25 protein-coding genes are annotated in these 24,554 nt (G+C 72.1%); 17 read left to right on the top strand and 8 right to left on the bottom strand.

From position 1 onward, the window contains the following. Positions 1-120 precede the first annotated feature (120 nt). The 6 genes from ACH4N1_RS15420 to ACH4N1_RS15395 all read left to right on the top strand — a co-directional run bounded on the left by ACH4N1_RS15420 (position 121) and on the right by ACH4N1_RS15395 (position 4,902). Positions 121-420: a DUF4229 domain-containing protein gene (locus ACH4N1_RS15420; RefSeq protein ID WP_398097420.1), complete on the top strand. Its 300-nt coding sequence runs from the start codon at positions 121-123 to the stop codon at positions 418-420. A gap of 354 nt (positions 421-774) precedes the next feature. Continuing rightward, entirely contained in the window at positions 775-1,299 is a 525-nt protein-coding gene (locus ACH4N1_RS15415; protein ID WP_398097419.1) for a toxin-antitoxin system HicB family antitoxin, read from the top strand. Positions 1,300-1,448: 149 nt separating this feature from the next. Continuing rightward, positions 1,449-2,339 (top strand): DUF4097 family beta strand repeat-containing protein, encoded by an 891-nt coding sequence (locus ACH4N1_RS15410; RefSeq protein ID WP_398097417.1) that lies wholly within the window; start codon positions 1,449-1,451, stop codon positions 2,337-2,339. Positions 2,340-2,380: 41 nt separating this feature from the next. Then, complete coding sequence (locus tag ACH4N1_RS15405; protein WP_398097415.1) at positions 2,381-3,433, top strand: ATP-binding cassette domain-containing protein; 1,053 nt, start codon at positions 2,381-2,383, stop codon at positions 3,431-3,433. Beyond that, a complete protein-coding gene (locus ACH4N1_RS15400; protein ID WP_398097414.1) occupies positions 3,433-4,224 on the top strand; it encodes an ABC transporter permease in 792 nt (263 codons plus the stop codon). Before ACH4N1_RS15405 ends, ACH4N1_RS15400 begins: the two co-directional genes overlap by 1 nt. A 33-nt stretch (positions 4,225-4,257) precedes the next feature. Beyond that, the gene (locus ACH4N1_RS15395) at positions 4,258-4,902 is read left to right on the top strand and encodes a TetR/AcrR family transcriptional regulator (protein ID WP_398097413.1); all 645 of its coding nucleotides are present in this window, start codon (positions 4,258-4,260) and stop codon (positions 4,900-4,902) included. Between the two features lie 41 nt (positions 4,903-4,943). Here ACH4N1_RS15395 and ACH4N1_RS15390 read toward each other — a convergent pair whose 3' ends face one another. Beyond that, positions 4,944-5,858: a MaoC family dehydratase gene (locus ACH4N1_RS15390; protein WP_398097411.1), complete on the bottom strand. Its 915-nt coding sequence runs from the start codon at positions 5,856-5,858 to the stop codon at positions 4,944-4,946. 326 nt (positions 5,859-6,184) lie between these two features. Between ACH4N1_RS15390 and ACH4N1_RS15385 the strand changes: the two genes are divergently transcribed. Then, on the top strand, positions 6,185-8,107 hold the full coding sequence (locus tag ACH4N1_RS15385; RefSeq protein WP_398097409.1) for an AMP-dependent synthetase/ligase: 1,923 nt from the start codon (positions 6,185-6,187) through the stop codon (positions 8,105-8,107). A gap of 33 nt (positions 8,108-8,140) precedes the next feature. Further along, a complete protein-coding gene (locus ACH4N1_RS15380; protein ID WP_398097408.1) occupies positions 8,141-8,629 on the top strand; it encodes a hypothetical protein in 489 nt (162 codons plus the stop codon). Here the strand turns inward: ACH4N1_RS15380 and ACH4N1_RS15375 are convergent. Together ACH4N1_RS15375 and ACH4N1_RS15370 are read right to left on the bottom strand one after the other, a co-directional pair. Beyond that, positions 8,575-8,856, bottom strand: coding sequence for a DUF397 domain-containing protein (locus ACH4N1_RS15375; RefSeq protein ID WP_398097406.1), 282 nt, complete (start codon positions 8,854-8,856; stop codon positions 8,575-8,577). The genes ACH4N1_RS15380 and ACH4N1_RS15375 overlap by 55 nt on opposite strands. After that, positions 8,853-9,716, bottom strand: a complete 864-nt coding sequence (locus tag ACH4N1_RS15370; RefSeq protein ID WP_398097405.1) for a helix-turn-helix domain-containing protein — start codon at positions 9,714-9,716, stop codon at positions 8,853-8,855. The genes ACH4N1_RS15375 and ACH4N1_RS15370 overlap by 4 nt, the downstream gene beginning before the upstream one ends. 135 nt (positions 9,717-9,851) lie before the next feature. On the opposite strand from ACH4N1_RS15370, the gene ACH4N1_RS15365 reads away from it, so the two are divergent. Beyond that, on the top strand, positions 9,852-10,301 hold the full coding sequence (locus ACH4N1_RS15365; RefSeq protein ID WP_398097403.1) for an ATP-binding protein: 450 nt from the start codon (positions 9,852-9,854) through the stop codon (positions 10,299-10,301). On the opposite strand, the gene ACH4N1_RS15360 is transcribed toward ACH4N1_RS15365, so the two are convergent. From ACH4N1_RS15360 to ACH4N1_RS15350, 3 genes are all read right to left on the bottom strand, one after another. Continuing rightward, positions 10,298-10,942 carry a class I SAM-dependent DNA methyltransferase gene (locus tag ACH4N1_RS15360; protein WP_398097402.1) on the bottom strand — a complete coding sequence of 215 codons (645 nt, stop codon included), beginning with the start codon at positions 10,940-10,942 and terminating at the stop codon, positions 10,298-10,300. The two genes, ACH4N1_RS15365 and ACH4N1_RS15360, sit on opposite strands and share 4 nt — an antisense overlap. Before the next feature lie 42 nt (positions 10,943-10,984). After that, positions 10,985-11,245: a hypothetical protein gene (locus ACH4N1_RS15355; protein ID WP_398097400.1), complete on the bottom strand. Its 261-nt coding sequence runs from the start codon at positions 11,243-11,245 to the stop codon at positions 10,985-10,987. 87 nt (positions 11,246-11,332) lie between these two features. Then, positions 11,333-13,651 (bottom strand): ATP-binding cassette domain-containing protein, encoded by a 2,319-nt coding sequence (locus ACH4N1_RS15350; RefSeq protein ID WP_398097399.1) that lies wholly within the window; start codon positions 13,649-13,651, stop codon positions 11,333-11,335. A 62-nt stretch (positions 13,652-13,713) separates the two neighbouring features. Here ACH4N1_RS15350 and ACH4N1_RS15345 point away from each other — a divergent pair, with 62 nt between their 5' ends. Further along, the gene (locus ACH4N1_RS15345) at positions 13,714-14,730 is read left to right on the top strand and encodes a helix-turn-helix transcriptional regulator (RefSeq protein WP_398097398.1); all 1,017 of its coding nucleotides are present in this window, start codon (positions 13,714-13,716) and stop codon (positions 14,728-14,730) included. A 394-nt stretch (positions 14,731-15,124) separates the two neighbouring features. On the opposite strand, the gene ACH4N1_RS15340 is transcribed toward ACH4N1_RS15345, so the two are convergent. Next, entirely contained in the window at positions 15,125-15,328 is a 204-nt protein-coding gene (locus ACH4N1_RS15340) for a cold-shock protein (RefSeq protein WP_073499902.1), read from the bottom strand. Between the two features lie 299 nt (positions 15,329-15,627). Here ACH4N1_RS15340 and ACH4N1_RS15335 point away from each other — a divergent pair, with 299 nt between their 5' ends. The 4 genes from ACH4N1_RS15335 to ACH4N1_RS15320 all read left to right on the top strand — a co-directional run bounded on the left by ACH4N1_RS15335 (position 15,628) and on the right by ACH4N1_RS15320 (position 19,084). Next, complete coding sequence (locus ACH4N1_RS15335) at positions 15,628-16,476, top strand: menaquinone biosynthetic enzyme MqnA/MqnD family protein (protein ID WP_398097396.1); 849 nt, start codon at positions 15,628-15,630, stop codon at positions 16,474-16,476. Between the two features lie 95 nt (positions 16,477-16,571). Continuing rightward, on the top strand, positions 16,572-17,354 hold the full coding sequence (locus ACH4N1_RS15330; protein ID WP_398097394.1) for a prepilin peptidase: 783 nt from the start codon (positions 16,572-16,574) through the stop codon (positions 17,352-17,354). 73 nt (positions 17,355-17,427) lie between these two features. After that, positions 17,428-18,627, top strand: a complete 1,200-nt coding sequence (mqnC, locus tag ACH4N1_RS15325) for a cyclic dehypoxanthinyl futalosine synthase (RefSeq protein ID WP_398097393.1) — start codon at positions 17,428-17,430, stop codon at positions 18,625-18,627. Positions 18,628-18,634: 7 nt separating this feature from the next. Next, a complete protein-coding gene (locus ACH4N1_RS15320; RefSeq protein ID WP_398097391.1) occupies positions 18,635-19,084 on the top strand; it encodes an imidazolonepropionase-like domain-containing protein in 450 nt (149 codons plus the stop codon). Between the two features lie 53 nt (positions 19,085-19,137). On the opposite strand, the gene ACH4N1_RS15315 is transcribed toward ACH4N1_RS15320, so the two are convergent. Beyond that, the gene (locus tag ACH4N1_RS15315) at positions 19,138-20,184 is read right to left on the bottom strand and encodes a chitinase (RefSeq protein WP_398097390.1); all 1,047 of its coding nucleotides are present in this window, start codon (positions 20,182-20,184) and stop codon (positions 19,138-19,140) included. A 394-nt stretch (positions 20,185-20,578) separates the two neighbouring features. On the opposite strand from ACH4N1_RS15315, the gene ACH4N1_RS15310 reads away from it, so the two are divergent. The 3 genes from ACH4N1_RS15310 (at position 20,579) to ACH4N1_RS15300 (ending at position 24,526) form a co-directional block, all read left to right on the top strand. Then, positions 20,579-20,875 carry a hypothetical protein gene (locus ACH4N1_RS15310; protein WP_398097388.1) on the top strand — a complete coding sequence of 99 codons (297 nt, stop codon included), beginning with the start codon at positions 20,579-20,581 and terminating at the stop codon, positions 20,873-20,875. 18 nt (positions 20,876-20,893) lie between these two features. After that, positions 20,894-23,215 carry a bifunctional polysaccharide deacetylase/glycosyltransferase family 2 protein gene (locus tag ACH4N1_RS15305; protein WP_398097386.1) on the top strand — a complete coding sequence of 774 codons (2,322 nt, stop codon included), beginning with the start codon at positions 20,894-20,896 and terminating at the stop codon, positions 23,213-23,215. A gap of 219 nt (positions 23,216-23,434) precedes the next feature. Next, the gene (locus ACH4N1_RS15300; RefSeq protein WP_398097547.1) at positions 23,435-24,526 is read left to right on the top strand and encodes an acyltransferase; all 1,092 of its coding nucleotides are present in this window, start codon (positions 23,435-23,437) and stop codon (positions 24,524-24,526) included. The last annotated feature ends 28 nt before the right edge of the window (positions 24,527-24,554 follow it).

The following is a 24,554-nucleotide window of genomic DNA, read 5'->3' as shown; positions in this document are numbered from 1 at the left end:
GCCCGCCCCCGCTGCGGGGCCGGAAGCCGGGCGTGCTTCACTGGACGGTGCCGGATGGGGACCTTCGGGACCTTTTCACCTCCCCCGGTGGGGGGCCCAGAGACGGAAGAGTGGGTTGAGATGCTCCGCTACACGCTGATGCGCCTCGGTGTCTTCGTCGGCTGCTTCGCGGCCGTCTGGGGACTCGTCTACCTCGGCGTCTTCCCGCGTGGCCTGGGCGACTCCAACGGCATGTGGATCGTGCTGCTCGCGCTGGTGCTGTCCGCGCCGATCAGCTTCGTCCTGCTGCGCAAGGAGCGCGACCGCGCCTCGGAGACGGTGGTGCGCAGGGTGGACCGGATGAAGGCGGGCCTGGAGTCCAGCCGCTCCCAGGAGGACGAGGCGGTCGACTCCCCCCACGCCCAGGGCCAGCCTTCGTAGGCGTCCCTTTCCGACGGGCAGGACCGTGCGGGCTGCGGTGAACGGCTGAGGCCGGGACCGCGGCCCGTTCGCATGTGCCCGTGCGTGTCACGCGCCTCTGCGGCCGTCCCGTGCCCGTCCCCCGTCCCCCGTGCCCCGTGCGGCGATGCCAGGTGTGCGGCCCGGGTGGTGTCGGATACGTGGCTCGGGTGGTGCCACTGTGGCGCCATGGCGGACTGTCATCGGTCTCCCGGTGTGCGACGGCGGCGTCCGAGGGTGCCAATTTTCGAGAGAAATGACAGCTCAGGGCCGCTCGCGCCAAAGAGGTGCCAATGCATCTCGCCCATGGCGCCATTTGTGTGCCATGATGGCGTCATGGACCTCACCCCCTACGTCGACAACCTCCGGCACGAGCTGGCCGTCGCCGCGAACGCCGGCGGCGACGACGCCCGCGCCCTCGCCGAGCGGCTCACCGCCCCCCTGGAGTCCGCCGCCCGCCTGACCCTCCTCAACGCGCTGTCCGCCGCCATGGGCGAGGTCACGCGGGAGCTGGCGCCGGGCTCGGTCGACGTACGACTGCGCGGACTCGACCCGGAGTTCGTGGTGACGGCACCGCCCGCCGCCGAGCCGTTCCGCGAGGTCCGGGAGCCGCTCGCGGCCCCGGCCGCGCCCGCCCCGCCGCCCGCGGACGCCGACGACGGCGCCATGGCGCGGATCAACTTCCGTCTCCCCGCCCACCTCAAGGCCCGCGCCGAGGACGCCGCGGCGGCGGAGGGCCTGTCGGTCAACGCCTGGCTGGTGCGGGCCGTGTCCACCGCGCTGGACGGCGGCGAGCGCGCCACCCCGCCGGGCCACGGCAAGGAGCCGGGTGGCCGGGGCTTCACCGGCTGGGTCCGCTAGACCCGCACCGGCCGGCACCGGCCACGCCGCGCCATCCCGCCGGCCACCGGGCGCCACCCCTTTCACGGCGGATCGCCGATCCGCCGACGTCACTCATCACCCGCCCCACCAGCGGGAACATCCAACCGAGCCAAGAGGACGGGACAGCCATGCCTGCTTTCGAGACCCCCGAACCGATCTCCGTCACCCTCGAGCTGGAGGTCGGCACCGCCCGCATCACCGCGGGCAAGCGCACCGACACGGTCGTGGAGGTGCTGCCGCGCAACGGCTCCGACGACAACGACGTACGCGCCGTGCAGCAGACCGAGGTCACCTGCTCGGGCGGCCGCCTGACGGTCAGGACCCCGAAGAAGCGGTCCCTGTTCGGCAAGCCGGGCGCCGTCGAGGTGAGCATCGAACTGCCCGCCGGGTCGGACGTCCGGGGCACCACGGCCATGGGCGGCTTCTTCTGCGAAGGCCGCCTCGGGGACGTCACGCTCAGGACCTCGCTCGGCGACCTCCAGGCCGACGACGTGGCCGGCGCCGCCCTGCGGACCGACCTCGGCGACATCCGCCTGACCCGCGCGAGCGGGGACGTCGAGGTCGTCGGCGCGGGCCGGATCGAGGTCGGCACGGTCGCCGGCGCGGCGACCGTCAAGAACGGCAACGGCGCGACCGGGATCGGCGAGGTGACCGGCGCCCTGAAGGCCGGCGCGGCCAACGGCGACATCTCCGTCGCCGTCGCGCACGGCACCGTCGACGCCAAGTGCGCCAACGGCCGGATCGAGATCGGCGTCGCCCACGCCGGCGTCGAGGCGGTCTCCTCCAACGGCCGCATCCGCGTCGGCGACGTGACCCGCGGCCGTGTCGACCTGCGCACCTCCGTCGGTGACGTCGAGGTCGGCATCCACGAGGGCACCGCCGCCTGGCTCGACGTGACCACCAAGTTCGGCACCGTGCGCAACGCGCTCGGCTCCGCCGACGGCCCCGGGGACTCCGACGAGACCGTCGAGGTGCACGCCCGCACCGGCGCCGGCGACATCCTCGTCCGCCGCGCCTGACCCCGCGCACCCCAACTCCCCACCCCGGAAAGGGAAGCGGCATGACCTCCACGCAGACGTCCGCGCCGGCCGCCGTGAACGGGACGGCACCGGCGATCACCGCCACCGGACTGCGCAAGTCCTACGGCGAGAAGCTCGTGCTCGACGGCATCGACCTGAGCATCGCCGAAGGCACCGTCTTCGCGCTGCTCGGGCCCAACGGCGCCGGCAAGACCACCACGGTGGAGATCCTCTCCACGCTCATCGACGCCGACGCGGGCGAGGCCCGCGTCGCGGGCCGCCACCTGACCCGGGACGCCGACGCGGTGCGCACCGTGATCGGCGTCACCGGCCAGTTCTCGGCGGTCGACAACCTGCTGACCGCGGAGGAGAACCTGCTCCTCATGGCGGACCTGCACCACCTGGACCGGCGCGAGGGCAGGCGGCGGACCGCCGACCTGCTGCGCCGCTTCGACCTGTCCGAGGTGGCGGGCAAGACGGCCGTCACCTTCTCCGGCGGCATGCGGCGCAAGCTGGACCTGGCGATGACCCTGGTCGGCGAGCCGCGGATCATCTTCCTCGACGAGCCCACCACCGGACTCGACCCGCGCAGCCGGCGCACCATGTGGGAGATCATCCGCGGCCTCGTCGCCGACGACGGCGTGACCATCTTCCTGACCACGCAGTACCTGGAGGAGGCCGACCAGCTCGCCGACCGGATCGCCGTGCTGGACCACGGCCGGCTGATCGCCGAGGGCACCCCCGACGAGCTGAAGCGGCGCATCCCCGGCGGGCACGTCCGGGTGCGCTTCGCCGACGTCCGGGGCCTGGACGCCGCCGCGGCCGCCTTCGGCGTCGGCACCCGAGACGAGGACTCCCTCACCCTCCAGATCCCCAGCGACGGCTCCGTCCCCGACCTGCGGGCCGTCCTCGACACCCTGGAGTCCACCGCGGTCCGGGCCGAGTCGCTCACCGTGCACACCCCCGACCTCGACGACGTCTTCCTGACCCTCACCGGCAGTCCCCGCCCCGCCGACCCTGCCGCCGGCACCGCCCGCCCCGCCGGCACCGCCCGCTCCGCCGGCACCGCCGTATCACCGAGGGAGAACGTCTGATGGCCACCGTGTCCTACGCCGCCCGGGACTCCAGGACGATGCTGCGGCGCAACCTCAAGAAGGCCCTGCGCTACCCGTCCCTGACGCTCACCGTCGTCATCATGCCGCTCATGATGCTGCTGCTGTTCACCTACGTCTTCGGCAACGCCCTGGGCGCCGGCATCAGCGGTCTGCCCACCGGCGGCGGCGACTACATCGACTACGTCGCGCCCGGCATCATCCTCATGGCCGCCACCTCCGGCGCCCTGACCACCGCGATCAGCGTGTGCGTCGACAAGACCGAGGGCATCGTCAACCGCTTCCGCACGATGCCGGTCTCCCGGGCCTCGTTCCTGACCGGCCATGTCGTCGCGGGCGTGATCCAGACGATGACCAGCGTCGCGCTCGTCATCGTGGCCGCCCTGCTGATGGGCTTCCGCCCCGACGCCACGCCCGTGGAGTGGGCCGCCGCCCTCGGCCTGCTCACCCTGCTCACGGTCGGGCTCACCTGGCTCTCCGCGGGCATCGGCCTGGTCGCCAGGAACCCGGAGACCGCCAGCAACATCCCGATGCCGCTGACCTTCCTGCCGTTCGTGGGCAGCGCCATCGTGCCGACCGGGTCCATGCCGGCCGGTCTGCGCTGGTTCGCCGAGTACCAGCCGTTCACGCCGGTCATCGAGACCCTGCGCGGCCTGTGGCTCGGCACCGCGATCGGCTCCAGCGCGGCCGTGGGGCTCGCCTGGTGCGCGGCGCTCGCCCTGGTCGGCTACGTGTGGGCGCGCCGTACCTTCCAGGCCGGCGCCAAGCGCTGACCGCCGCTCTCCGCCCCCACTACTCTTCCTCCCATGGGTGCCGTGAAGACCAAGCGGATGCCGCGCGCGGTCCGTGAGCAGCAGATGCTGGACGCCGCCGTGGAGACCTTCGGGCGACGCGGGTACATGGTCGCCTCGATGGACGAGATCGCCGAACTGGCGGGTGTGTCCAAGCCGTTGGTCTATCTGTACCTGAACTCCAAGGAAGACCTGTTCACCGCGTGCATCCGGCGCGAGGCCACGGCGCTCGTCGAGGCGGTGCGCGCGGGGGTGGACACGGAGCTGACGGCCGACCGCCAGCTCTGGGACGGCCTGCTGGCGTTCTTCGCGCACACCGGCCGCCATCCGCACGCCTGGTCGGTCCTGCACATCCAGGCCCGCACCCACGGCGAGACGTTCGCCGCCGAGGTCACGGCGATGCGCGCGGAGATCGTGGCGTTCGTGACCCAGCTGATCGCGGTCGCCGCCCGCGAGGCGCACCGCGACCCGGACCTGCCCGAACGGGAGGTGGCGGGCCTGGCCGAGGCCCTGGTGGGCGCCGCCGAGTCCCTGGCCACCTGGGCCAACACCACCGAGTCGGTCACCCCCCGCCAGGCGGCGGCCACCCTGATGAACTTCGCCTGGGCGGGCCTGGGCAACCTGATGACCGGCCGCCCCTGGTCCCCGCCGGAGTCCTGAACACCGGAGCTCTGAACGGCGGAGTCCTGAACGCCGGACGCTCAGCCGGCCGGTGCCACCGGCTCCACCCGTCCCCGCACGTGCACGCGCCCCTCCTCGCCCGCCCCGCGCAGCTCGAACCGCCGTCCGTCCGCCGCGAAGGCCACCGTGCCCGGCAGCAGGACGGGGGCGCGGAAGTCGGCGCGGACGCGTGCGGCGTCCGGGGTGCCGTGGGCGGCGAGGCAGCGGGCCGCGGTCCACATGCCGTGGGCGATGGCGCGGGGGAAGCCGAGGAGGCGGGCGGTGAGCGGGGAGAGGTGGATGGGGTTGCGGTCCCCGGAGACGGCTCCGTAGCGCCGTCCGACATCGGTGCCGAGCCGCCACTCGTCCACCACCGGCAGGGGGCCCTCCGCGCCCTCCCCGCCCTCCCCGCCCTCCGAGCCCTCCGAGCCCTCCCTGCCCTCCGAGCTCGGCGGGGCCTGCCCGGCCTCCTGCCCCGGCGTCCGGTGCCGGGCGAGGTAGGCGCTCTCCGACTCCCACACCCGCTCCCCGTCCTGCCGCAGCTCGGTGACGACGACCGCCTCCGTGCCGCGCCGGTGCGGGGCCAACCGGTCGACGTGGACGAGGAGTTCGTACGTCCCCGTGGCCGGGAGGGGCCGGTGGCGGGTGAGGGAGACCGACGTGTGGACGAGGCCGAGCAGCGGGAGGGGGAAGGCGCGGCCGCTCATGATCCGCATGGCCAGGGGGAAACCCAGGACGTGCGGGTAGGTGATGGGCAGGGCGTCGTCGCCGGTCGGGAAGCCGCACACCCGCTCGTAGGCGGCCAGCCGGGCCAGGTCGACGCGCAGCCGGGGCAGGGTGAGCCGGCCGCCGGAGAAGGCGACGCCGGGGCGGGGCCGCTTGAAGGGCGACAGCAGCGCGCCGCGGGCGAGGAGCGGGCCGAGGGCCGGGGGAGCGGAGGGCGCCGCAGTCGTCACGGTGTCCGCCTCCCGCCCGCGGGACCCGCTCCGGCCGGCCGGTTCCGTTTCTTCCCTCTGCACCGCTGCCCCTCTCCCAGATCCTTACCCTGAAGTAAGGTTACCGCCGGTAAAGCCGCCGGGGGCCCGCTCCGGAGGTTGCACAGCCCCGGCCCACGAACACCCCCGAACCCGCACGAGCCCCACACGTCAGCCCCGTACGATCCCGTTCCTGATCCGGGAGCAGCCCCTTTCCACTGGTCCGTCCCGGTTGAACGCCTCGCCGCACGAGGCACGTACCTCAATGCAGCAAGCAGTCCGGTCGCTGCACGCCCAGGGAGCCGCCCGTGTCCACCCCGTACTCGTCCTCCACCCCGGCCTTCGCCGGCTACGACGCTCCCCCCGCCCTGGTGGAACCCGAGACCCGCAGGCTGGACGGCGTCGTGCGGGAGGCGGCGATGCCGGTGTTCGCGCGCCCCACGACGCACGGCTCGCTCGCCGAGCTGCCGTTCGACAACGCGGCGGCGGCCCCCGACACGGTGGTCCTCAGCCGCCGGGACGCCGAGGGCCGGTGGTCGGACGTGACGGCACGGCAGTTCGCCGCCGAAGTCCTCGCCGTGGCCAAGGGGTTGATCGGGGAAGGGCTGATGCCGGGCGACCGGATCGCCATCATGGCCCGGACGAGATACGAGTGGACGCTGCTCGACTTCGCCGCCTGGGCGGCCGGACTGGTCACCGTCCCCGTCTACCCGACCTCCTCCGTCTTCCAGACCCGGTGGATCCTCCAGGACTCCGGCGCGGTCGCCCTCGTCACCGAGACGGTCGGACAGGCGGCGGCCGTCGGCCCCGAACGCGACCGGCTGCCCGACCTGCACCACATCTGGATCATCGAGAAGGGCCACGTGGACCGCCTCGCCGAACTGGGCGAGCAGCACGTCCCGGAGGCCGAGGTCGACGTCCGCCGGGGCATGCTGGTCCCCGACACCCTGGCCACCCTCATCTACACCTCGGGCACCACCGGCCGCCCCAAGGGCTGCGCGCTCACCCACGGCAACTTCTTCGCCGAGGTCGACAACGCGATCGAGCTGCTCTACCCGGTCTTCAAGTCCTCCACCGACGACCTGTCCGTCCTCCTCTTCCTCCCCATGTCGCACGTCTTCGGCCGGATGGTCGCCATCGCCTGCGTCCGCGCCCGCGTCCGCCTCGGCCACGCCCCGAGCCTCAAGGCCGACGAACTCCTCCCGGACCTGGCCGCGTTCAGGCCCACCTGCCTGCTCGCCATCCCGTACATGCTGGAGAAGATCTTCAACACGGCCCGTGCGAAGGCGGAGGCGGGCGGCCGGGTCTCCACCTTCGACCGCGCCGTGAACACCGCCGTCCGCTACGGCGAGGCCGTCGAGGCCCACAACGCGGGCGGAAGCGGCCCCGGCGCCGCCCTGCGCGCGGCCCGCGCCCTCTACGACCCGCTGGTCTACCGCCGCATCCGCAACGCGATGGGCGGCCGGGTCCGGCACGCCATCTGCGGCGGTTCCCCGCTGGGCCGCCGCCTCGCCGCCTTCTACACCGGCGCGGGCATCGAGATCTACGAGGGCTACGGCCTCACCGAGACGACCGGCGCCTCCACGGTCACCCCGCCGATGAAGCCCCGCCTCGGCACCGTCGGCTGGCCGCTGCCCGGCACGAAGATCCGGATAGCGGCCGACGGCGAGATACTCATCGCCGGCGGCCACGTCCTGCGCGGCTACTGGGACCCGGCGGCCGGCGGAGTCGTCCCCGCCGCCCCCGACGGCTGGCTGGCCACCGGCGACATCGGCGAACTCGACGACGAGGGCTACCTCACCATCACCGGCCGCAAGAAGGAGCTGATCATCACCTCCGGCGGCAAGAGCGTCGCCCCCGCCCCGCTGGAGAACTGGCTGCGCTCGCACCCCCTGATCTCCCAGGCCCTGGTCCTCGGCGACGGCCGCCCCTACGTCTCCGCCCTGCTCACCCTGGACCCCGCCGGCCTGACCCACTGGCGCCAGATGAACGGCAAGCACCCGGTCCCGGCGGAACTCCTCATGGACGACGAGGAACTGCTCGGCATCCTCCAGCGCGCCGTCGACGAGGCCAACAAGCTGGTCTCCCGCCCCGAGTCGATCCGCCGCTTCGCCGTCCTGCCCCGCGACTTCACCGAGGCGGGGGGCCACCTCACCCCCTCGATGAAGCTGCGCCGCGAGGCGGTCCTGCGGGACTTCGCCGACGAGGTGGAGGGCCTGTACCCGCGGTAAAGGGTTCGCGGCGGGGCTTCACGGCCGGGGAGGATGCCGGTCGTGAACGCCATCGAGTTCTTCCACCACCCGTCGGCCGACAGCCCCGCCCACCCGGACCACCGGGTGTGGGGCATCCGCGTCGACGGGACGGACCTGCGCACCCTCGTCGGGAAGGCCACCCACCCGCTGTGGCGGGCCGAGCTGGCGGGGGAGTTCGACGACGAGGCCGAGGACGAGAAGGAGACCGCCGAGCAGGTCCGTACCCAGCACGAAGGGCTGGGCGTAACGGAGTTCGAGGACCACTTCCGCACGGCGGGGGACACCGTGCCGCTCCTCGGCTGCTCCTGCGGCATCTGGGACTGCTGGCCCCTCATGGCGAAGGTCACCGTCACCCCCACGACGGTGACCTGGTCGTCCTTCCGCCAGTCGTACCGCGAGCAGTGGGGGGAACTGGCCATGGGCCCGTACGAGTTCCCCCGCGACGCCTACGAGGCCGCGCTGGCCGCTCCGCCGGTGCTGGACGAGGACCCGCTGCCGTAGGGGAGGAAACGGGCCCAGGCGGCGGGGGAGAGGTCCAGGACGGGGCCACCGGGGTTCTTGGAGTCACGGACGTGGACGGCGGCGGGGCAGACGGCGGCTTCGAGGCATTCGCCGCCGCCTCCGTCGCTGTAGGTCGACTTGCGCCAGGTGTAGGCGGCTTCGACACAATCCCCGCCTTCGCCGTCGCTGTAGCTGGACTTGAACCAGGTGAGGTTCTCGCTGTTCATAGCTCCTCCAGCTTTTTCTCGATCAACGTGCGGGTTTCTCTGGGCGAGAGAGCCATTGCCCGCATGATTCCATAGCGTTCGGCGATCTTCCGGACCTCTTCCGGGTCCGTGATCAGCCGGGGATAGCCCTGCGCTTCCGTGTACGCCACCTGTGTGTGCTTCTTCGGGGTCAGAAGGTTGAACGCACTGCCCAGGTTGGGGTGTTCCTCCACCCTGGTCGGCGTTACCTGGATCTCTACGCTCCGCATGACGCTTACTGTCAGTAGCCGCTGCAATTGCGCCTGGTGGACCTTCCGTCCGCCGATCGGCCGGTCCAACACCACCTCCTCGATCACGTAGCTGACGACTGGCGCGGGCCAGCGCTCGAACAGCCTTTGCCGTGTGAGCCGGTCGGCAACCCGCTGTCCGATCGTCTCCTCGCTCAACAAGGGCCGACGCTTGGCGAACACGGCATGCGCGTGCTCCGGTGTCTGAAGAAGTCCATGCACGGCGTGATTGGCGTAGAAGTGCAGCTCCAGCGCTTCCGCCTCCAGCGCCGCGTACCCCCGGTACCACTCCGGATGCCGCGTCCGAACCTTGCTCATCGCCTCCCGCACCTCGGGGATCGCGTCGGCGAGCATGCCCCCGGCGTCCAGCAGGGCGTCCGCCTTCTCCAGCACCTCAGGCCGGATCAGCCGTACCCCTCGCTCCATCGACGAGATGGCGTCCGGGCCGTACCCGACCAGCACGCCGAAGTCCTTCTGCGTCAGCCCCTTCCGCTCACGCAGCCGCTTCAGCATCTTGCCGAGCGCCGTGAACAGTCCCGTCGTCCCGTCGGACTCCGCCGGTGTCTCCGGCCTCCGCTCGCGTTCTTCCTGCATGTCACCCCACCGCCTTCGCACGTGCCCGTGAGCGCTCCGACGCCCCGTACGCGCACCTCCTCGCAGTCGTACGGCTACGGAGAGTCGCCAAGTCGCCCCTGGCCAGGGTAGGGACAACGGGCCACGCTCGGTGATGTGAACTCCGAAATCTCCACCCAGACCTCCACCCCCCTCGGGGAACTGACCCTCCGTTTCAGCTCCACGCCGCGGGGTGCCCGGCTGGCCCGGCGGCTGACGGCGCAGCAGCTCGACGCCTGGGGGCACCCGTACGGCGGGGACGCCAACGACACCGCGCAGCACGTCGTCGCGGAGCTGGCGGCGAACGCCGTGACGCACGGCCGCGTGCCGGGGCGTGACTTCGAGCTGCGGCTGCTGCTCCTCCCCGAGGACACCCTCCGCGTCGAGGTGAGCGACGCGCGGGGCGACCGGCGGCTGCGGATCGTGACGGACCCGGACGCGGAGGGCGGCCGGGGCCTGGTGCTGGTCGCCGTGCTCGCGAGGACGTGGGGCGTCGACGAGCGGGAGGTGGGCAAGACGGTGTGGGCGGAGCTCCCGCTCGCCGCCCGGGGGAGGACCGCCGGCTAGGCGCGGGCGATCAGGTAGGCCTGGGGCACCTTCTCGTCGAGGTCTGGCTCCGGGGCGCGGACCGTGCGGGACCGTACGGAGAAACCGGCCGCGGCGAGCAGCTCGGCCATGGCCTCCGGCCGGCGGCGGTGGAAGTCCAGGGACACCGGGTGGCCCCACGGCCGGTCGTGGTGCTTGGGCTCGTCGCCGACCTGGAAGGCGAGGAGGGCGTGGCCGCCGGACCGCAGGACGCGCCGGAACTCGGCGAAGAGGCCCGGGAGTTCCTCCACAGGCGTGTGGATCGACGAGTACCAGGAGACGAGCCCGTCCAGCGAGCCGTCCTCGTGGGGCAGCTCCAGCATCGAGCCCCGCTCGAACCGGATCCCCGGATTCTCCCGCCGCGCGACCGCCAGCATCGACTCCGACAGGTCCAGGCCGGACATGGACAGCCCCAGCGAGGCGAGGTGCCCGGTCACCCGCCCTGGTCCGCAGCCGAGATCGGCCACCTTCCCGCCGGGGCCGACGAGTTCGGCGTACACCGCGAACACGGCCCGGTCCCAGGGGAGCTTCGCGTGCAGGTCGCGGAAGCGGTCGGCGTAGTCCTCGGCGACGGCGTCGTAGAAGGTGCGGGTGGCGGTGAGGAAATCGGGGGCTTCGGTCATGCGCGGGACCGTAGCCGGTCCCTCCGACACCGGTCCGGCCCGTCACTCCGGGGAATCGCCGGACTCCCGGGTCTCCCCGGTCTCCCCGCGCCCGCGCGCGACGCCCGTACCGGCCCCGGCGCCGATGGCCATGCCCAGGCCCATGCCGAGGGAGAGGCCGAGGCCGAGGTTGTGGAAGACGGTCAGCCCGAGCGTGACGCCGAGGGCCGTGCCGATCCCGAGCCCGGCCGCGAGGCCGACCGGTACGGCGGCCGCGGCCCCGGAGTCGTCGGAAGCGCCGCTCGTCTCCTCGCCGTCGCCCATGTGATCCTCCGTGTTCCGTGCGGTCGCGTCCCGTCCCGCGAAACGCGGGCTCCCATTGTCGCGGACGGCCCTGCCGGGCGGCGCCCGTCAGGCCGTGGGAGCCCTGCCCGTCACGTCGTCCGAGGCCAGGGCTCGGCAGGTCGGTGTCGAGCGGCCCGTGTAGTCGGTGACCCGGCCTTCGTAGAGGACCGTTCCGCCGTGATGGCCGGGGCCGGGGCCGAGGTCGATCAGCCAGTCGGCCCGGCGTACGACGTCCAGGTTGTGCTCGATCACGACGACCGTGTGGCCCCGCTCGACGAGCCGGTCCAGGACGTGCAGGAGTGTGTCGATGTCGTCCATGTGCAGCCCGGTCGTGGGCTCGTCCAGGACGTAGACGGTCGGACGGTCCGCACGGCGCAGCTCCTTGGCCATCTTGACCCGCTGGCATTCCCCGCCCGACAGCGTGTTCAGGCTCTGGCCCAGGCGCAGGTATCCCAGTCCGACGTCGGCGAGGGGGCGCAGGGTGTCGGTGACGGCCGGGTCGGGGAGCCGGGCGACGGCCTGGTCCACGGTGAGGTCGTCGATGTCGGCGATCGACAGGCCGTCCACCGTGTGGGCCAGGGCCTCCGCGGTGAAGCGGCGGCCGTGACAGGTGTCGCAGACGACCTCCTGGCCGTCCAGGAAGGCGAGGTCCGTGTACAGGACCCCGAGCCCCTTGCAGTCCGGGCAGGCCCCCTCGGAGTTGGCGCTGAACAGGGCGGCCGGGACCTGGTTACGCCGGGCGAACAGGGCACGGACCGCCGGGGCGGCACCCGTGTACGTGATCGGCGTGGAGCGCCGGCTGGTGCTCACCGGCCGCTGGTCGATCATCGTCGCGGGATGCTGCTCCACCAACTCCCCTGCCAGACTGGACTTGCCGGAGCCGGCGACCCCGGTGAGGACCGTCAGCACCCCGGTGGGGACCCGCACGGTGACGTCGCGCAGGTTGTTGCGGCGCGCGTCCGCCACGGTGAAGTGGCCCGTCGGGCAACGGGGTTCGGGCCTCGGCGGCCGACGCCGGGCCAGGGCGCGACCGGTCGGGGTGCCGGCCCCCCACAGCCCCGCGAACGGCCCCTGGAACACCAGTCGCCCACCCGCCGCACCGGCGCCCGGCCCGATCTCCACGATCTGGTCGGCGTGCGCCATGACGGCGGGATCGTGCTCCACCACCAGCACACTGTTGCCGCTGTCGCGCAGCTGCTCCAGCAGCCTGATCACCGACTCCACGTCGGTGGGATGCAGCCCCACGGTCGGCTCGTCCACGACGTACGTCATTCCGGTGAGGCTGGAACCGAGGTGCTTGACCGTCTTGATCCGCTGCGACTCCCCGCCCGAGAGCGTCGGGGTCGCCCGGGCGAGGGTGAGGTGACCGAGTCCGATCGTGTCCATCGCCTCCAGACGGGCCGTGAGCGCCTCGACGACGGGCGCGACCCGGGCCGAGGTGATCCCGCGGACCAGGCCCACCAGTTCCGTGATCTCCATGCGGGCCGCCTCGCCGATCGTGCGGCCCCGTACGGTCACCGCCCGCGCCGCCTCGTTCAGCCGGTCACCGCCGCACTCCGGGCAGGTCCGCGCCCTGGTGAAACGGCGGATCGTCTCCCGCTTGCGGTCCGACAGATGGTCGGAGGTGTGCAGATGAATCCGCTCGAACCGCTCGACGACGCCCTCGTACCCGGCCGGTGGCCGGCGGCCCAGCCGCGCCGCCGCCTCACCGCCGTACAACAGCGCCTCCCGTTCCGCGGGGCTCCACCGCCGCAGCGGGGTGTCCGGGTCGAAGGCGCCGATGTCGGCGTACTGGGAGTACCAGTAGCCGCCGTTGCCGAAGCCGGGCAGCAGGATCGCGCCCTCGGCGAGCGAGCGGTCCAGGTCCAGGAAGCGCTCGACCGCGCTGACCACCACCTCGCCCAGCCCCGAGCAGGTCGGGCACATGCCGGCGGGGTCGTTGAAGGAGAAGCGGTTCGACTCGCCCACCTGCGGCCGGCCGATCCGCGAGTACAGCAGCCGCAGATACGTCCACGCGTCCGTGATCGTGCCGACGGTCGAGCGGGCGTTGCCGCCGATCCGCCGCTGGTCGACGACGACCACCGGCGTCAGCCCGCCGATGTGCTCGACGTCCGGGCGGGGCCACTTCGGCAGCCGGTTGCGGGTGAACGGCGGGAAGGTCTCGTTGAGCTGGTGTCCCGCCTCGGCGGCGATCGTGTCGAACACCAGTGACGACTTGCCCGAACCGGACACCCCGACGAAGACGACCAGACGGTCGCGCGGGATGTCGAGGTCCAGGCCGTCGAGGTTGTGGGTGCGGGCGCGGCGCAGGCTGATGTGCCGCGCGGCGTCACCGTGCTGGGTGACGTGCAGCTCCGGGGCAGTTCCGTCAGCGGTGTGTGCCATGTCTGACACGCTAGGAATGGATGTGGCCACATCCTGACCGCAACCGTGGGGAGGATCCGGTCATGGCGGACGTCACCGAACGCATGCTGGCCCTGCTGTCGACCCTCCAGACCGGTCGGCCCTTCAGCGGGGCGGAACTCGCCCGGCGGCTGGACGTCAGCCCGCGCACCCTGCGCCGGGACGTCGACCGGCTGCGCGGCTACGGCTACCCGGTCGAGACCCGGCCGGGCCCCGGCGGCCACTACCGGCTCGCCGCCGGGCGGACCATGCCGCCGCTCGTCCTCGACGACGACGAGGTGGTGGCCGCTTTGCTGGCGCTCGCCTCCCTGGCCGCCGTCGGACCGGCCACGGAGGGCGGAATCGACGACGCCGCGACCCGCGCCTACGGCAAGGTCGACCAGTTCCTGCCCGCCCGGCTGCGCCCCCGCGCCGCATCGATCCGGGCCGGTCTGGAGACCAGTCCCCAGCACGCCCCGCACGTCACCGCCGAGCTGCTCGGCACCGTCGCCGAGGCCATTGCCCACCGGGAGATCCTGACCTTCGCCTACACCGACGCCCGCGGCCGGTGCACGGACCGGCGGGTGGAGCCGTACCGGCAGGTGCACCACCTCCTGCGCTGGTACCTGCTGGGCTGGGACGTCGAACGGGCCGACTGGCGTGTGTTCCGCCTCGACCGCCTCACCGGCCCGCTGCGCACCGGCGAGCACTTCGCCCCGCGCCCGCTGCCGGCCGAGTCGGCGACGGAATACCTCCGCCAGGGCCTCGGCAGGGGCAGGGAACGGGTCGAGATCCTGGTTGAGGCACCCGCCGCCGACGTCACCGACGCCCTGCGCTTCCAGGACGCCGAGATCCACGCCACCGGCGCCGACCGGACCCGCGTCACCCTCTCCCTGGACTCCTGGCAGTGGCTGCTCCTCCACCTGGCCTTCCTCGACGCGGACTTCCACATCGCGGCAGGACCGCGCTTCGAGCAGGCCTGCCACACCTTCGCCGGACGCCTGCTGAGGGCGACGGGGGCGTGCGGGAGTGCGTCGGCGGCGGGCAGGGGGACGGGGGAGGAGTCGACGGGGCAGGGTTAGCGCATGCCGTTTGGACCTTGCCGGTCCTGCGGTGGAAAAGGGAAAATCTCTTCGTTTGAGGCCGTGGCAGAGTCTTCCCATGTCGAACGACGTCGCTTACCCCGTCTTCCGGACACCCGACCTTGATCTGGCCCTGCGTGTGGCTCGCCAGATGGTGGCCTTCGGTGTCCAGCCCTACTCCGAGGTGTCGGTGGAGGCCGGGGTGCCTACCGTGGCCGAGGCGAACGTTCCGGCCGACCAGAAGGGCCACCGGCTTCGTCGAGGAGACCGCGGCAGCGCGGAGGCCGCGGCGCGTGCGGCACCCGCCGCCGCGGAAAGGCAGGAGCCCCGTCGCCTTGCGGCGCGGGGCTCCTTGGGTACTGCTCTCAGAGACTTGCGTCAGGGAGTGGTGCGATCAGACGGGGGTGACGTTCTCCGCCTGCGGGCCCTTCGGGCCCTGGGTCACGTCGAAGGAGACCGCTTGGTTCTCCTCGAGCGAACGAAAACCCTGCGCGTTGATCGCGGAGTAGTGGACGAAGACGTCGGGGCCGCCGCCCTCCTGGGCGATGAAGCCAAAGCCCTTTTCGGCGTTGAACCACTTCACGGTTCCGGTAGCCATAAGCCCTCCTTGGGCCCAAAGGGTTGCCCTGCTCCAGAACCCTGCAAGCGTGAAAGCTAGTGCCGCACAACTGCATACGTCTGAAAACGACGAGAGCCCGCGGTTACATGCTCCGCAGGCTCTGTACTGCAAGGGAAACCAAACTGCAACTTGCGGGCGAGCCTAGCACGCGGGCAGCCGAAAGCAACAGAGGTCAAGATCACGTCACCCGGACGTTTGAAGGTCCGGGAAAGGGGTTGACGTCTGCCGTCGCAGGGGGTGGACTCCGCAGGCTACCGGACGGGGTCTATCGTCGCGATGTGGACAATTCTCGCACCCGGCCGCGCGTCGGCCACATCCAGTTCCTGAACTGCCTGCCCCTGTACTGGGGGCTCGCGAGAACCGGCACCCTCCTCGACTTCGAGCTGACCAAGGACACCCCGGAGAAGCTCAGCGAGCAGCTGGTGCGGGGGGACCTCGACATCGGGCCCGTCACCCTCGTCGAGTTCCTCAAGAACGCCGACGACCTGGTCGCCTTCCCCGACATCGCCGTCGGCTGCGACGGTCCCGTCATGTCCTGCGTCATCGTCTCGCAGGTGCCCCTGGAGGAACTGGACGGCGCCCGCGTCGCCCTCGGCTCCACGTCGCGCACCTCCGTGCGCCTGGCCCAGCTCCTGCTCTCCGACCGCTACGGCGTCCGGCCCGACTACTACACCTGCCCGCCCGACCTCAGCCTGATGATGCAGGAGGCCGAGGCGGCCGTCCTCATCGGCGACGCGGCCCTGCGGGCGAACCTGCTGGACGGCCCGAAGTACGGCCTCCAGGTGCACGACCTCGGCACGCTCTGGAAGGAGTGGACCGGCCTGCCGTTCGTCTTCGCGGTGTGGGCCGCCCGCCGGGACTACCTGGAGCGCGAGCCGGTCATCACCCGCAAGGTCCACGAGGCCTTCCTCGCCTCCCGCAACCTCTCCCTGGAGGAGGTCGCCAAGGTCGCCGAGCAGGCGGCCCGCTGGGAGGCCTTCGACGAGCAGGTCCTGGAGCGGTACTTCACCACGCTGGACTTCCGCTTCGGCCCCGCGCAGCTGGCGGCCGTCACCGAGTTCGCCCGCCGCGTCGGCCCGACCACGGGCTTCCCGGCCGACGTGAAGGTGGAGTTGCTCCAGCCGTAGGGGCAGGCCCCGGCCGTGCCGACCGGACCGGCCTGCGACGCCGTCCGGCGCGGGGCGGGCGGCGGACGGCTCGAAGAGACAGGGGGTGGAGTTCCTTGACCGGCGTACCGATCGACGCCCTGCTGATCGCCCTCGCCGTGGTGTGGGGCGCGGCGACGGGCGCGGTGCTGCCACGGGCGGCGTACCGGTTCTCGGTGGAACTGGAGGAAGGCGACGAGGGGGAGGAGCTCGGCTTCGTCGACCCCGGCCCGCGGCGCACCTGCCCCGACGGGCACCCCCTGCGCGGCTGGCTCGGCGCCGCCCGCTGCCCGGCGTGCCCCGGCACGAACCCGCCGTACGGCCCCGGCGCCCTCCGCCTCCCCCTCGTCACCGCGCTGCTCTGCGCCGGCCTGGCGCTCGCCACCGGCGTCCGGCCCGAGCTGGCCGTGTGGCTGGCGCTGACGCCCGTCGGGGTGCTGCTCGCGGCCGTCGACCTGCGGGTGAGGCGGCTGCCCGACCCCCTCACCCTGCCCCTCGCGGCCGCCGCCCTCGCCCTGCTCGGCGTGGCCGCGCTGCTGCCCGAGCACGCCGGTGACTGGACGACGGCCCTGCTGGGGTCCCTCGCGCTCGGCGCCGGCTACCTCGTGCTGCATCTCGTCAACCCCGGCGGCATGGGCTTCGGCGACGTCAAACTCGCCCTCGGCGCGGGCGCCGTCCTCGGCTGGTACGGCTGGGCGACCCTCATGCTGGGCACCTTGGCCGGGTTCCTGTCCGGCGCGCTGTACGGCGGAGTGCTCCTGCTCGCGGGCAGGGCCGGGCGCGGGACGGCGATCCCGTTCGGGCCGTTCCTGATCGCCGGGGCCTGGGCCGGAGTGCTGATGGGGGCGTACGCGGCCTGAGGTGAGCCGGTCGCAGGCGCTGGCGTAGGCTGGCCGGGTCCGTCCACAACCCTTGACGAAAGGGACGCTCCCGGTGACCGAGAAGACCGACCTCCAGTCCGTCCTCGACCGTGCCGCCGAGGGTGGGCGGATCACCCCCGAGGAGGCGCTCGCCCTCTACCGCGACGCGCCCCTGCACGCGCTGGGCGCCGCCGCCGACGCCGTGCGCCGCCGCCAGTACGCCGGCATCGAGCACATCGCGACGTACATCATCGAGCGGAACATCAACTACACGAACGTGTGCGTCACGGCGTGCAAGTTCTGCGCCTTCTACGCGGCGCCGAAGGACACGGCCAAGGGCTGGACGCGCGACCTGGACGACATCCTGCGCCGGTGCGCGGAGACCGTCGAACTCGGCGGCACCCAGATCATGTTCCAGGGCGGACACCACCCGGACTACGGCGTGGAGTACTACGAGAAGCACTTCGCCGCCATCAAGAAGGACTTCCCGCAGCTCGTCATCCACAGCCTGGGGGCGAGCGAGGTCGAGCACATGGCGCGGATCTCGAAGGTGTCCGTCGAGGAGGCGATCCGGCGCATCCACGCCGCCGGGCTCGACTCCTTCGCCGGTGCCGGCGCCGAACTGCTCCCCGCCCGCCCGCGCAAGGCGATCGCTCCGCTGAAGGAGTCCGGCGAGCGCTGGCTGGAGATCATGGAGATCGCGCACAACCTCGGCGTGGAGTCCACGTCGACCATGCTGATGGGCACCGGCGAGACCAACGCCGAGCGCATCGAGCACCTGCGGATGATCCGTGACGTACAGGACCGGACGGGCGGCTTCCGGGCCTTCATCCCGTACACCTACCAGCCCGAGAACAACCACCTCAAGGGCCGTACCCAGGCGACCCTCTTCGAGTACCTGCGGATGATCGCGATCGCCCGCCTCTTCCTCGACAACGTCCGCCACATCCAGGGCTCCTGGCTGACCACGGGCAAGGAGGTCGGCCAGCTGTCGCTGCACTACGGCGCGGACGACCTCGGCTCCATCATGCTGGAGGAGAACGTCGTCTCCTCCGCCGGCGCCAGGCACCGCTCCAACCGCCTGGAGATCATCGACCTGATCCGCAAGGCGGGCCGGGTCCCGGCGCAGCGCGCGACGACGTACGAGCACCTCGTGGTGCACGACGACCCGGCGAACGACCCCGTCGACGAGCGGGTCGTCTCCCACATCTCGTCCACCGCGATCGAGGGCGGCACCGCGCACCCCGAGCTCAAGCTGCTGGCCTCCAACTGACCGGCCCGTGCTGACGATCCACGCGGCCGACGAGGTCCGTCACGTCTGGGACGACCCGGAGCCGATCGAGGGTGGCGCCGTCGCCGTCCAGGGCATCCGGGTCGCGGGCGTGGGGCCCCTCGCGGAGCTGGAGCGGCGGTTCCCCGGCGCGCGCGTCCGGCGCTGGCCCGGCGTGCTCGGCCCCGCGCACCTCCACGAGGGCCCCCTGCCGGACGCCCCGAGCCCCCGCGAGCGCATCCACGCGGTGCTGAAACTCGGCGCGGTGGCCGTCCTCGCGGAACACGTCGGCTCACCCGGACTCCGGGCCGCCGCCGAGCGGGGCGACGTCGTCGTGCTGTCGCGGGCCCGGCCGACCGCGATCATCGAGACCGGCCGCGCCGACCTCGCCGTCTTCGACGCGGACGGCGCGTGCCTCGCCACCGTGTGCGCGGGACGGCTCGTGCACCGGCGACGCTAGGTTCTGCCGTACGGCGGGAGTCCGACGGCGGGTCCGGCCGTACGGGTGTCACGTCACCCGGAGAAGGCCTCCGCGAACGCCCCCGAACTCTGCTCCACCCCGCTGCAGTTGGTCAGCGCGTCGTCCGCGGCGGTGCCCTCCTCGCACTGCTGGTCCCGGAACGTCGACCACATCGACACCCAGGAGATGCCCTTCTCCTCGGCGAACGCCCGCACCTGCGCGGCGTCCGCGAGCGTGAACGTCTCGCCCGCGACGTCGTTGACGCCGATCATCGAGGTGAGCGCCATGCCCTTCCAGGCGTCGGCGTCCCCCGTGCCGAAGACCTCCTCGAGCTGGGCGTGCGCGGCGGTGGCCGAGGTGATGGCGTACCCGCCCATGTCCCCGGCGTACGACTCCCCGTAGTTCATCGTCATCAGGTTGACGGCGGACACCTGGACGTCGTACTTGTTCGCCGAGGTCAGCAGCGCGAGGCCGTCGGAGTCCAGGCCCGACGGCATCACCGGGAGGGTGAACGAGACCTCCAGGTCCGGGCGTTCCTCCTGGAGCGCGGCTATCGCCCGGGAGCGCAGGGCGACCGAGTCGGCGTCGGTCAGCTCCTCGCCCTCGATGTCGAAGTCGGCCTGGGTGGAACCGGCCGCGTCGAGCGCCGCGCCGTAGGCCTCGGTCAGCTCCGCCACGCTGTCGCAGGTGGCCGCCAGTTCTTTGCCGGACGCGCCGCCGAAGGAGACCCGCACCGAGGCGCCCGTCGCGGTGAGCGCGGAGACGCGTGCGGCCACGGTCGCGTCGTCGACCGCGTGGGCGCCGTTCCACTCCGGGGTGCAGTCACTGCCGTCGGAGATGACGAAGGCCAGGTTGTACGTCGCGGGGGATCCCGCGGCGTCGTCGGCGGAGGCCTCCGCGGCATTGACGTAGGGGGCGTACGACGTGCCGGACGCGGCCCCGGAACCGGTACCGGTACCGGCGCTGGGACCGGCGCCGGCGCTCTGTCGCGGTGTCGCGGGTGCCGCGTCCGACGTGCCGTCGGACCCCGCGGAGCATCCCGCCATGGCCAAGGCGAACAGGCAGGTGAGCCCGGCCGCCGGCCTCAGGAAACTCCTCATTGCGCATGCACCCGCTCTCGTGATTTCTGTCTCAGGGCGGAAACAAAGACCGTTCCCGAACTCGAAATGTCTCACATTCGGGCGGCCCGCACCGGGACAGTGAACACACAGCCGCTTCATGGACAAACGCGGTCGAAACGTGATGTTTTTACGCCCAAAAAGGGCGATCGGCCCGGCCCCCTCGTGGGTCGGCCGCGCGGGCATTCGCTCTTTCTCTCAGGGAAGAGACAGGTTCGGCCGTTCCTCATGGCTGTCTCACAAGAAGACCGGAGTTCGGGGCACATAAAGGCTCCCTAATATCCGGGGAATGCATTCCGAGCCTGCCGTCGAAAGCCGTGCCACCGCTCGCGGTCGCCGTCGCAAACGCGACGACGACTCCGCAGCCGAGGGCCCCGTGTTCGTTGACAACTCCGGACGCCGGTCCAGGCTGCTGCGCCGGATCGGCCTCCTCATGGGCGTCGGCTGCCTCGTCTACGCGGCCGTCCTCGGCGCCGCCTTCATGGGCTGGGGCACCTCGCTCAACCCGTCCTCGCTGCTGCCGTTCGGCGGCAACGCCCAGGAGGGCCAGGGCCCCGGCGGGATGCGCCCGGACGGCGGCCTCGGCAACCAGATCGGCCTGCCGGGCGGCACCCCGCCCACCGGCGCCGCCTCCCCCTCCCCGTCCGCCCCCGCCTCCGCGGCCGCCAACTGACCGGAACGCAGCCACCCCATGACGACGACTCCCTCCCGCGGCCGGCGCCGCGCCCCCTCCCGCATCGAACGGGCGGCGGGCAAGGCCGCGGCCCTCCAGAAACCCCGCGTCATCCTGGCGGGGCTGCTGCTGCTCGCGCTCACCAGCGTGATGCTGCTCGACGGCTATCTGCGCGCCGAGGTCGGCGGCGACCAGCGGGTCCGCACCGGGGCCGGCGCGAGCAAGGTGCCCGACGACATCCTCGACGGCGGTCCGATCCTCACCTTCCGCGGCGGCCAGGCCACCACCGTCTCGGTGCCGGACAAGACGATCGCGCTCACCTTCGACGACGGCCCCAACCCCACCTGGACCCCCCAGGTCCTGGAGATCCTCGAGAAGTACGACGTGCCCGGCACCTTCTTCCTGGTCGGGTCGATGGTCTCGCGCTACCCGGGCATCGTGAAGGACATGGTCGACCAGGGCAACGAGGTGGGCATCCACACCTTCACCCACGTCGACCTCTCCTACCAGAGCGACGCCCGCGTCGACCGCGAGATGGAGCAGACCCAGCTGGCGCTCGCGGGCGCGGCGGGCATCACCACCACGCTGTTCCGCGCGCCGTACTCCTCGGAGACGGACGCCATCGACAACTACAGCTGGCCCGTCTACCAGCGGCTCGGCGAGGACGGCTACACCAGCGTCTTCGTCGACACCGACAGCGACGACTGGAAGAGGCCGGGCGTCTCCAACATCATCAAGTGGGCCACGCCGGAGGACGGCAAGGGGGCCTCGGTCCTCTTCCACGACGCGGGCGGCGAGCGCTCCCAGACCATCGCCGCGCTGCCGGTGTACATCGAGAAGATGAAGGCGGCCGGCTACACCTTCACCACCATCAGCGGCGCGATGCAGGAGGAGCGCGCGGCGGCCCGCGAGTCCTCCGGGCAGCAGCAGACGGCCGGTGCCGGTGCCGGTACGGGTGCCGGTGCCGGTGCCACGGACGAGGCCGCGGTCGGAGCGGGTGCGGCGGGTGCGGCCGGCGGGGCCGTGGGCGGGCTCCAGGCCGCCCACCGTGAGGCCACCGGCGTGCCCCTGTACGAGGGCAAGGCGCTCGTCGCGGCGGTCGCCGTCGCCGAGTGGACGGTGCCGACGCTCTCCGTCGGACTGGCCGTCGTGGGCGTGGCCGTCATGGGCCGCTTCGGGATGATGCTGATCCTCGCCCGCCGCCACCACCGCAAGCGCAACAGACGCCGCTTCAGCTGGGGACCCACCGTCACCCGGCCGGTCAGCGTGATCGTCCCGGCGTACAACGAGAAGGAGTGCATCGCCAACACCCTGGAATCGCTGGCGCGCAGCACCCATCCGATCGAGATCATCGTCGTGGACGACGGATCGACGGACGGCACGTCGGAGATCTCCCGCGAGGCGGCCGAGGCCCTGGGCATGACGAACGTCCGCGTCATCCGCCAGGAGAACGCGGGTAAGCCGGCCGCCCTCAACAACGGTGTCCGCAACGCCAGTTGCGACATCGTCGTGATGATGGACGGCGACACCGTCTTCGAGCCCGACACCGTGCGCCAGCTGGTCCAGCCGTTCGCCGACCCGAAGGTCGGCGCGGTCGCCGGCAACGCCAAGGTCGGCAACCGCGACACGGTCATCGGCGCCTGGCAGCACATCGAGTACGTCATGGGCTTCAACCTCGACCGCCGCATGTACGACCTGCTGCGCTGCATGCCGACCATCCCCGGCGCGATCGGCGCCTTCCGCAGGGACGCCGTCCTGGAGGTCGGCGGGATGAGCGAGGACACCCTCGCCGAGGACACCGACATCACCATCGCCATGCACCGCGCCGGCTGGAACGTCGTCTACCAGGAGCACGCCCGCGCCTGGACCGAGGCCCCCGGCTCCCTCAAGCAACTGTGGTCCCAGCGCTACCGCTGGTCCTACGGCACCATGCAGGCCCTCTGGAAGCACCGCAAGTCCCTCACGGACAAGGGCCCCTCGGGGCGCTTCGGACGCGTCGGCATGCCGCTGGTCGTCCTCTTCCAGATCGTCACGCCGGTCTTCGCGCCGCTGATCGACGTGTTCACCGCCTACTCGATGATCTTCATCGACTTCCGGGCGGCCCTGCTGGCCTGGCTCGCGGTCCTCGGCGTGCAGCTCGTCTGCGCCGCGTACGCCTTCCGCCTCGACCGCGAGAAGTACCGCTACCTGCTGATGATGCCGCTCCAGCAGCTCGCCTACCGCCAGATGATGTACCTCGTCCTCATCCACTCCTGCATCACCGCCCTCACCGGCGGCCGGCTGCGCTGGCAGAAGCTCAAGAGGACCGGCGAGGTCGGGACCCCGGCCGGGGTGAGCTGAGTGGGCGCGCACAGCAGGGGCCCGGTCCGCGGCCCGGCCCGACGGACCGCCGCCACGAGCACTCCGCCCGGCTCTGGCTCCGGAATCGGATTCGGTCCCGGTTCTGGCTCCGGTACCGGTCCCGGTTCCGGCTTCGATTCCGGCCTCGGGTCCGGGCCCGGTCCTGGTACCGGTCCCGTCACGGACACGGCTCCCCTGCCCGCGGTGGGGTCGCCGCCGGTGGGGCCGCCGGATGCGGGGCGGTCGGATGCGGGGCCGCCGCCGGCGGCGCCGCGGGCGCCCGGCCGGGACCGCTACTTCGACAGCCTCCGGGCCCTCGCCCTCGTCCGGGTCGTGGCGTACCACACCTTCGGCTGGGCCTGGGCGGGCCTGGTCTTCCCCTCCATGGGCGTCATGTTCGGCCTGGCCGGCACCCTGATGGCGAAGTCCCTGGAACGCCCGGCGCCCCAGGTGGTGCGCGGCCGCCTGCGCAGACTCCTGCCGCCCTTCTGGTTCTGGGGCGCCTTCGTGGTCGTGGCGATGCTCGTCCACGGCTGGATGCCGGGCTGGCAGATCGTCTACTGGATCGTGCCGCTGGGCGATCCGCCGGGCAACGCGTGGGGTGAGCAGGCCTGGGAGATCCTCTGGTACCTGCGCACCTACCTGTGGTTCGTGCTGCTCTCCCCGCTCCTGCTCCGCCTGTTCCGCCTCGCCCCGGTCCCCGTCCTGGTCGCGTCCCTCGCCCCGGTCCTGGTCCTGAACTTCGCCTGGGCCGGCCCGGACAACCGCGTCGGCACCGCCCTGTGGGACCTGTCGACGTACCTCTTCTGCTGGATGCTCGGCTTCGCCCACCGCGACGGCGTGCTCCAGCGCGTGAAGCCGGCCCCGGTGGTCGTCCTCTCCCTCGCCGCCATGGCGTACGGCGGCTGGTACGCCTTCGCGCACCGGGCCGAGTACGGCACCTACGACCTGGACGAGAACCCCCTCGCGCAGGCCTTCTGGTCGGCCGGCTTCGTGATGCTGCTGATGTGGGCGAAGGCGTACTTCCGGATCGACTTCGCCGGGCTCACCCGGCTGAGGCGCCTGAACCGGCTGGTCTCCGTCTTCAACGCGCGCGCGGTGACGATCTACCTCTGGCACGAGATCGCCCTGGTGCTGGCGGTCCCGCTGATCGACCGGTTCTGGGACGTGCCCGCCTTCGAGGCGCACCTGCCGCTGGAGAGCCAGTGGTTCCTGTTCGCCGTCGGCTGGCTGCTGATCGTGGTGTTCGTGCTGCTGTGCGGCTGGGTCGAGGACGTGGCCGCCCGGAAGAAGCCGAGGCTGCTGCCATGAGGGCCGGACCCCTGCTGCCACAATGGGC

The organism is Streptomyces sp. NPDC017202 (assembly GCF_044331705.1).
Classification (GTDB): domain Bacteria; phylum Actinomycetota; class Actinomycetes; order Streptomycetales; family Streptomycetaceae; genus Streptomyces.
The sequence above is the reverse complement of the archived record's forward strand: the minus strand, read 5'-3'. Positions and strand labels throughout refer to the sequence as shown.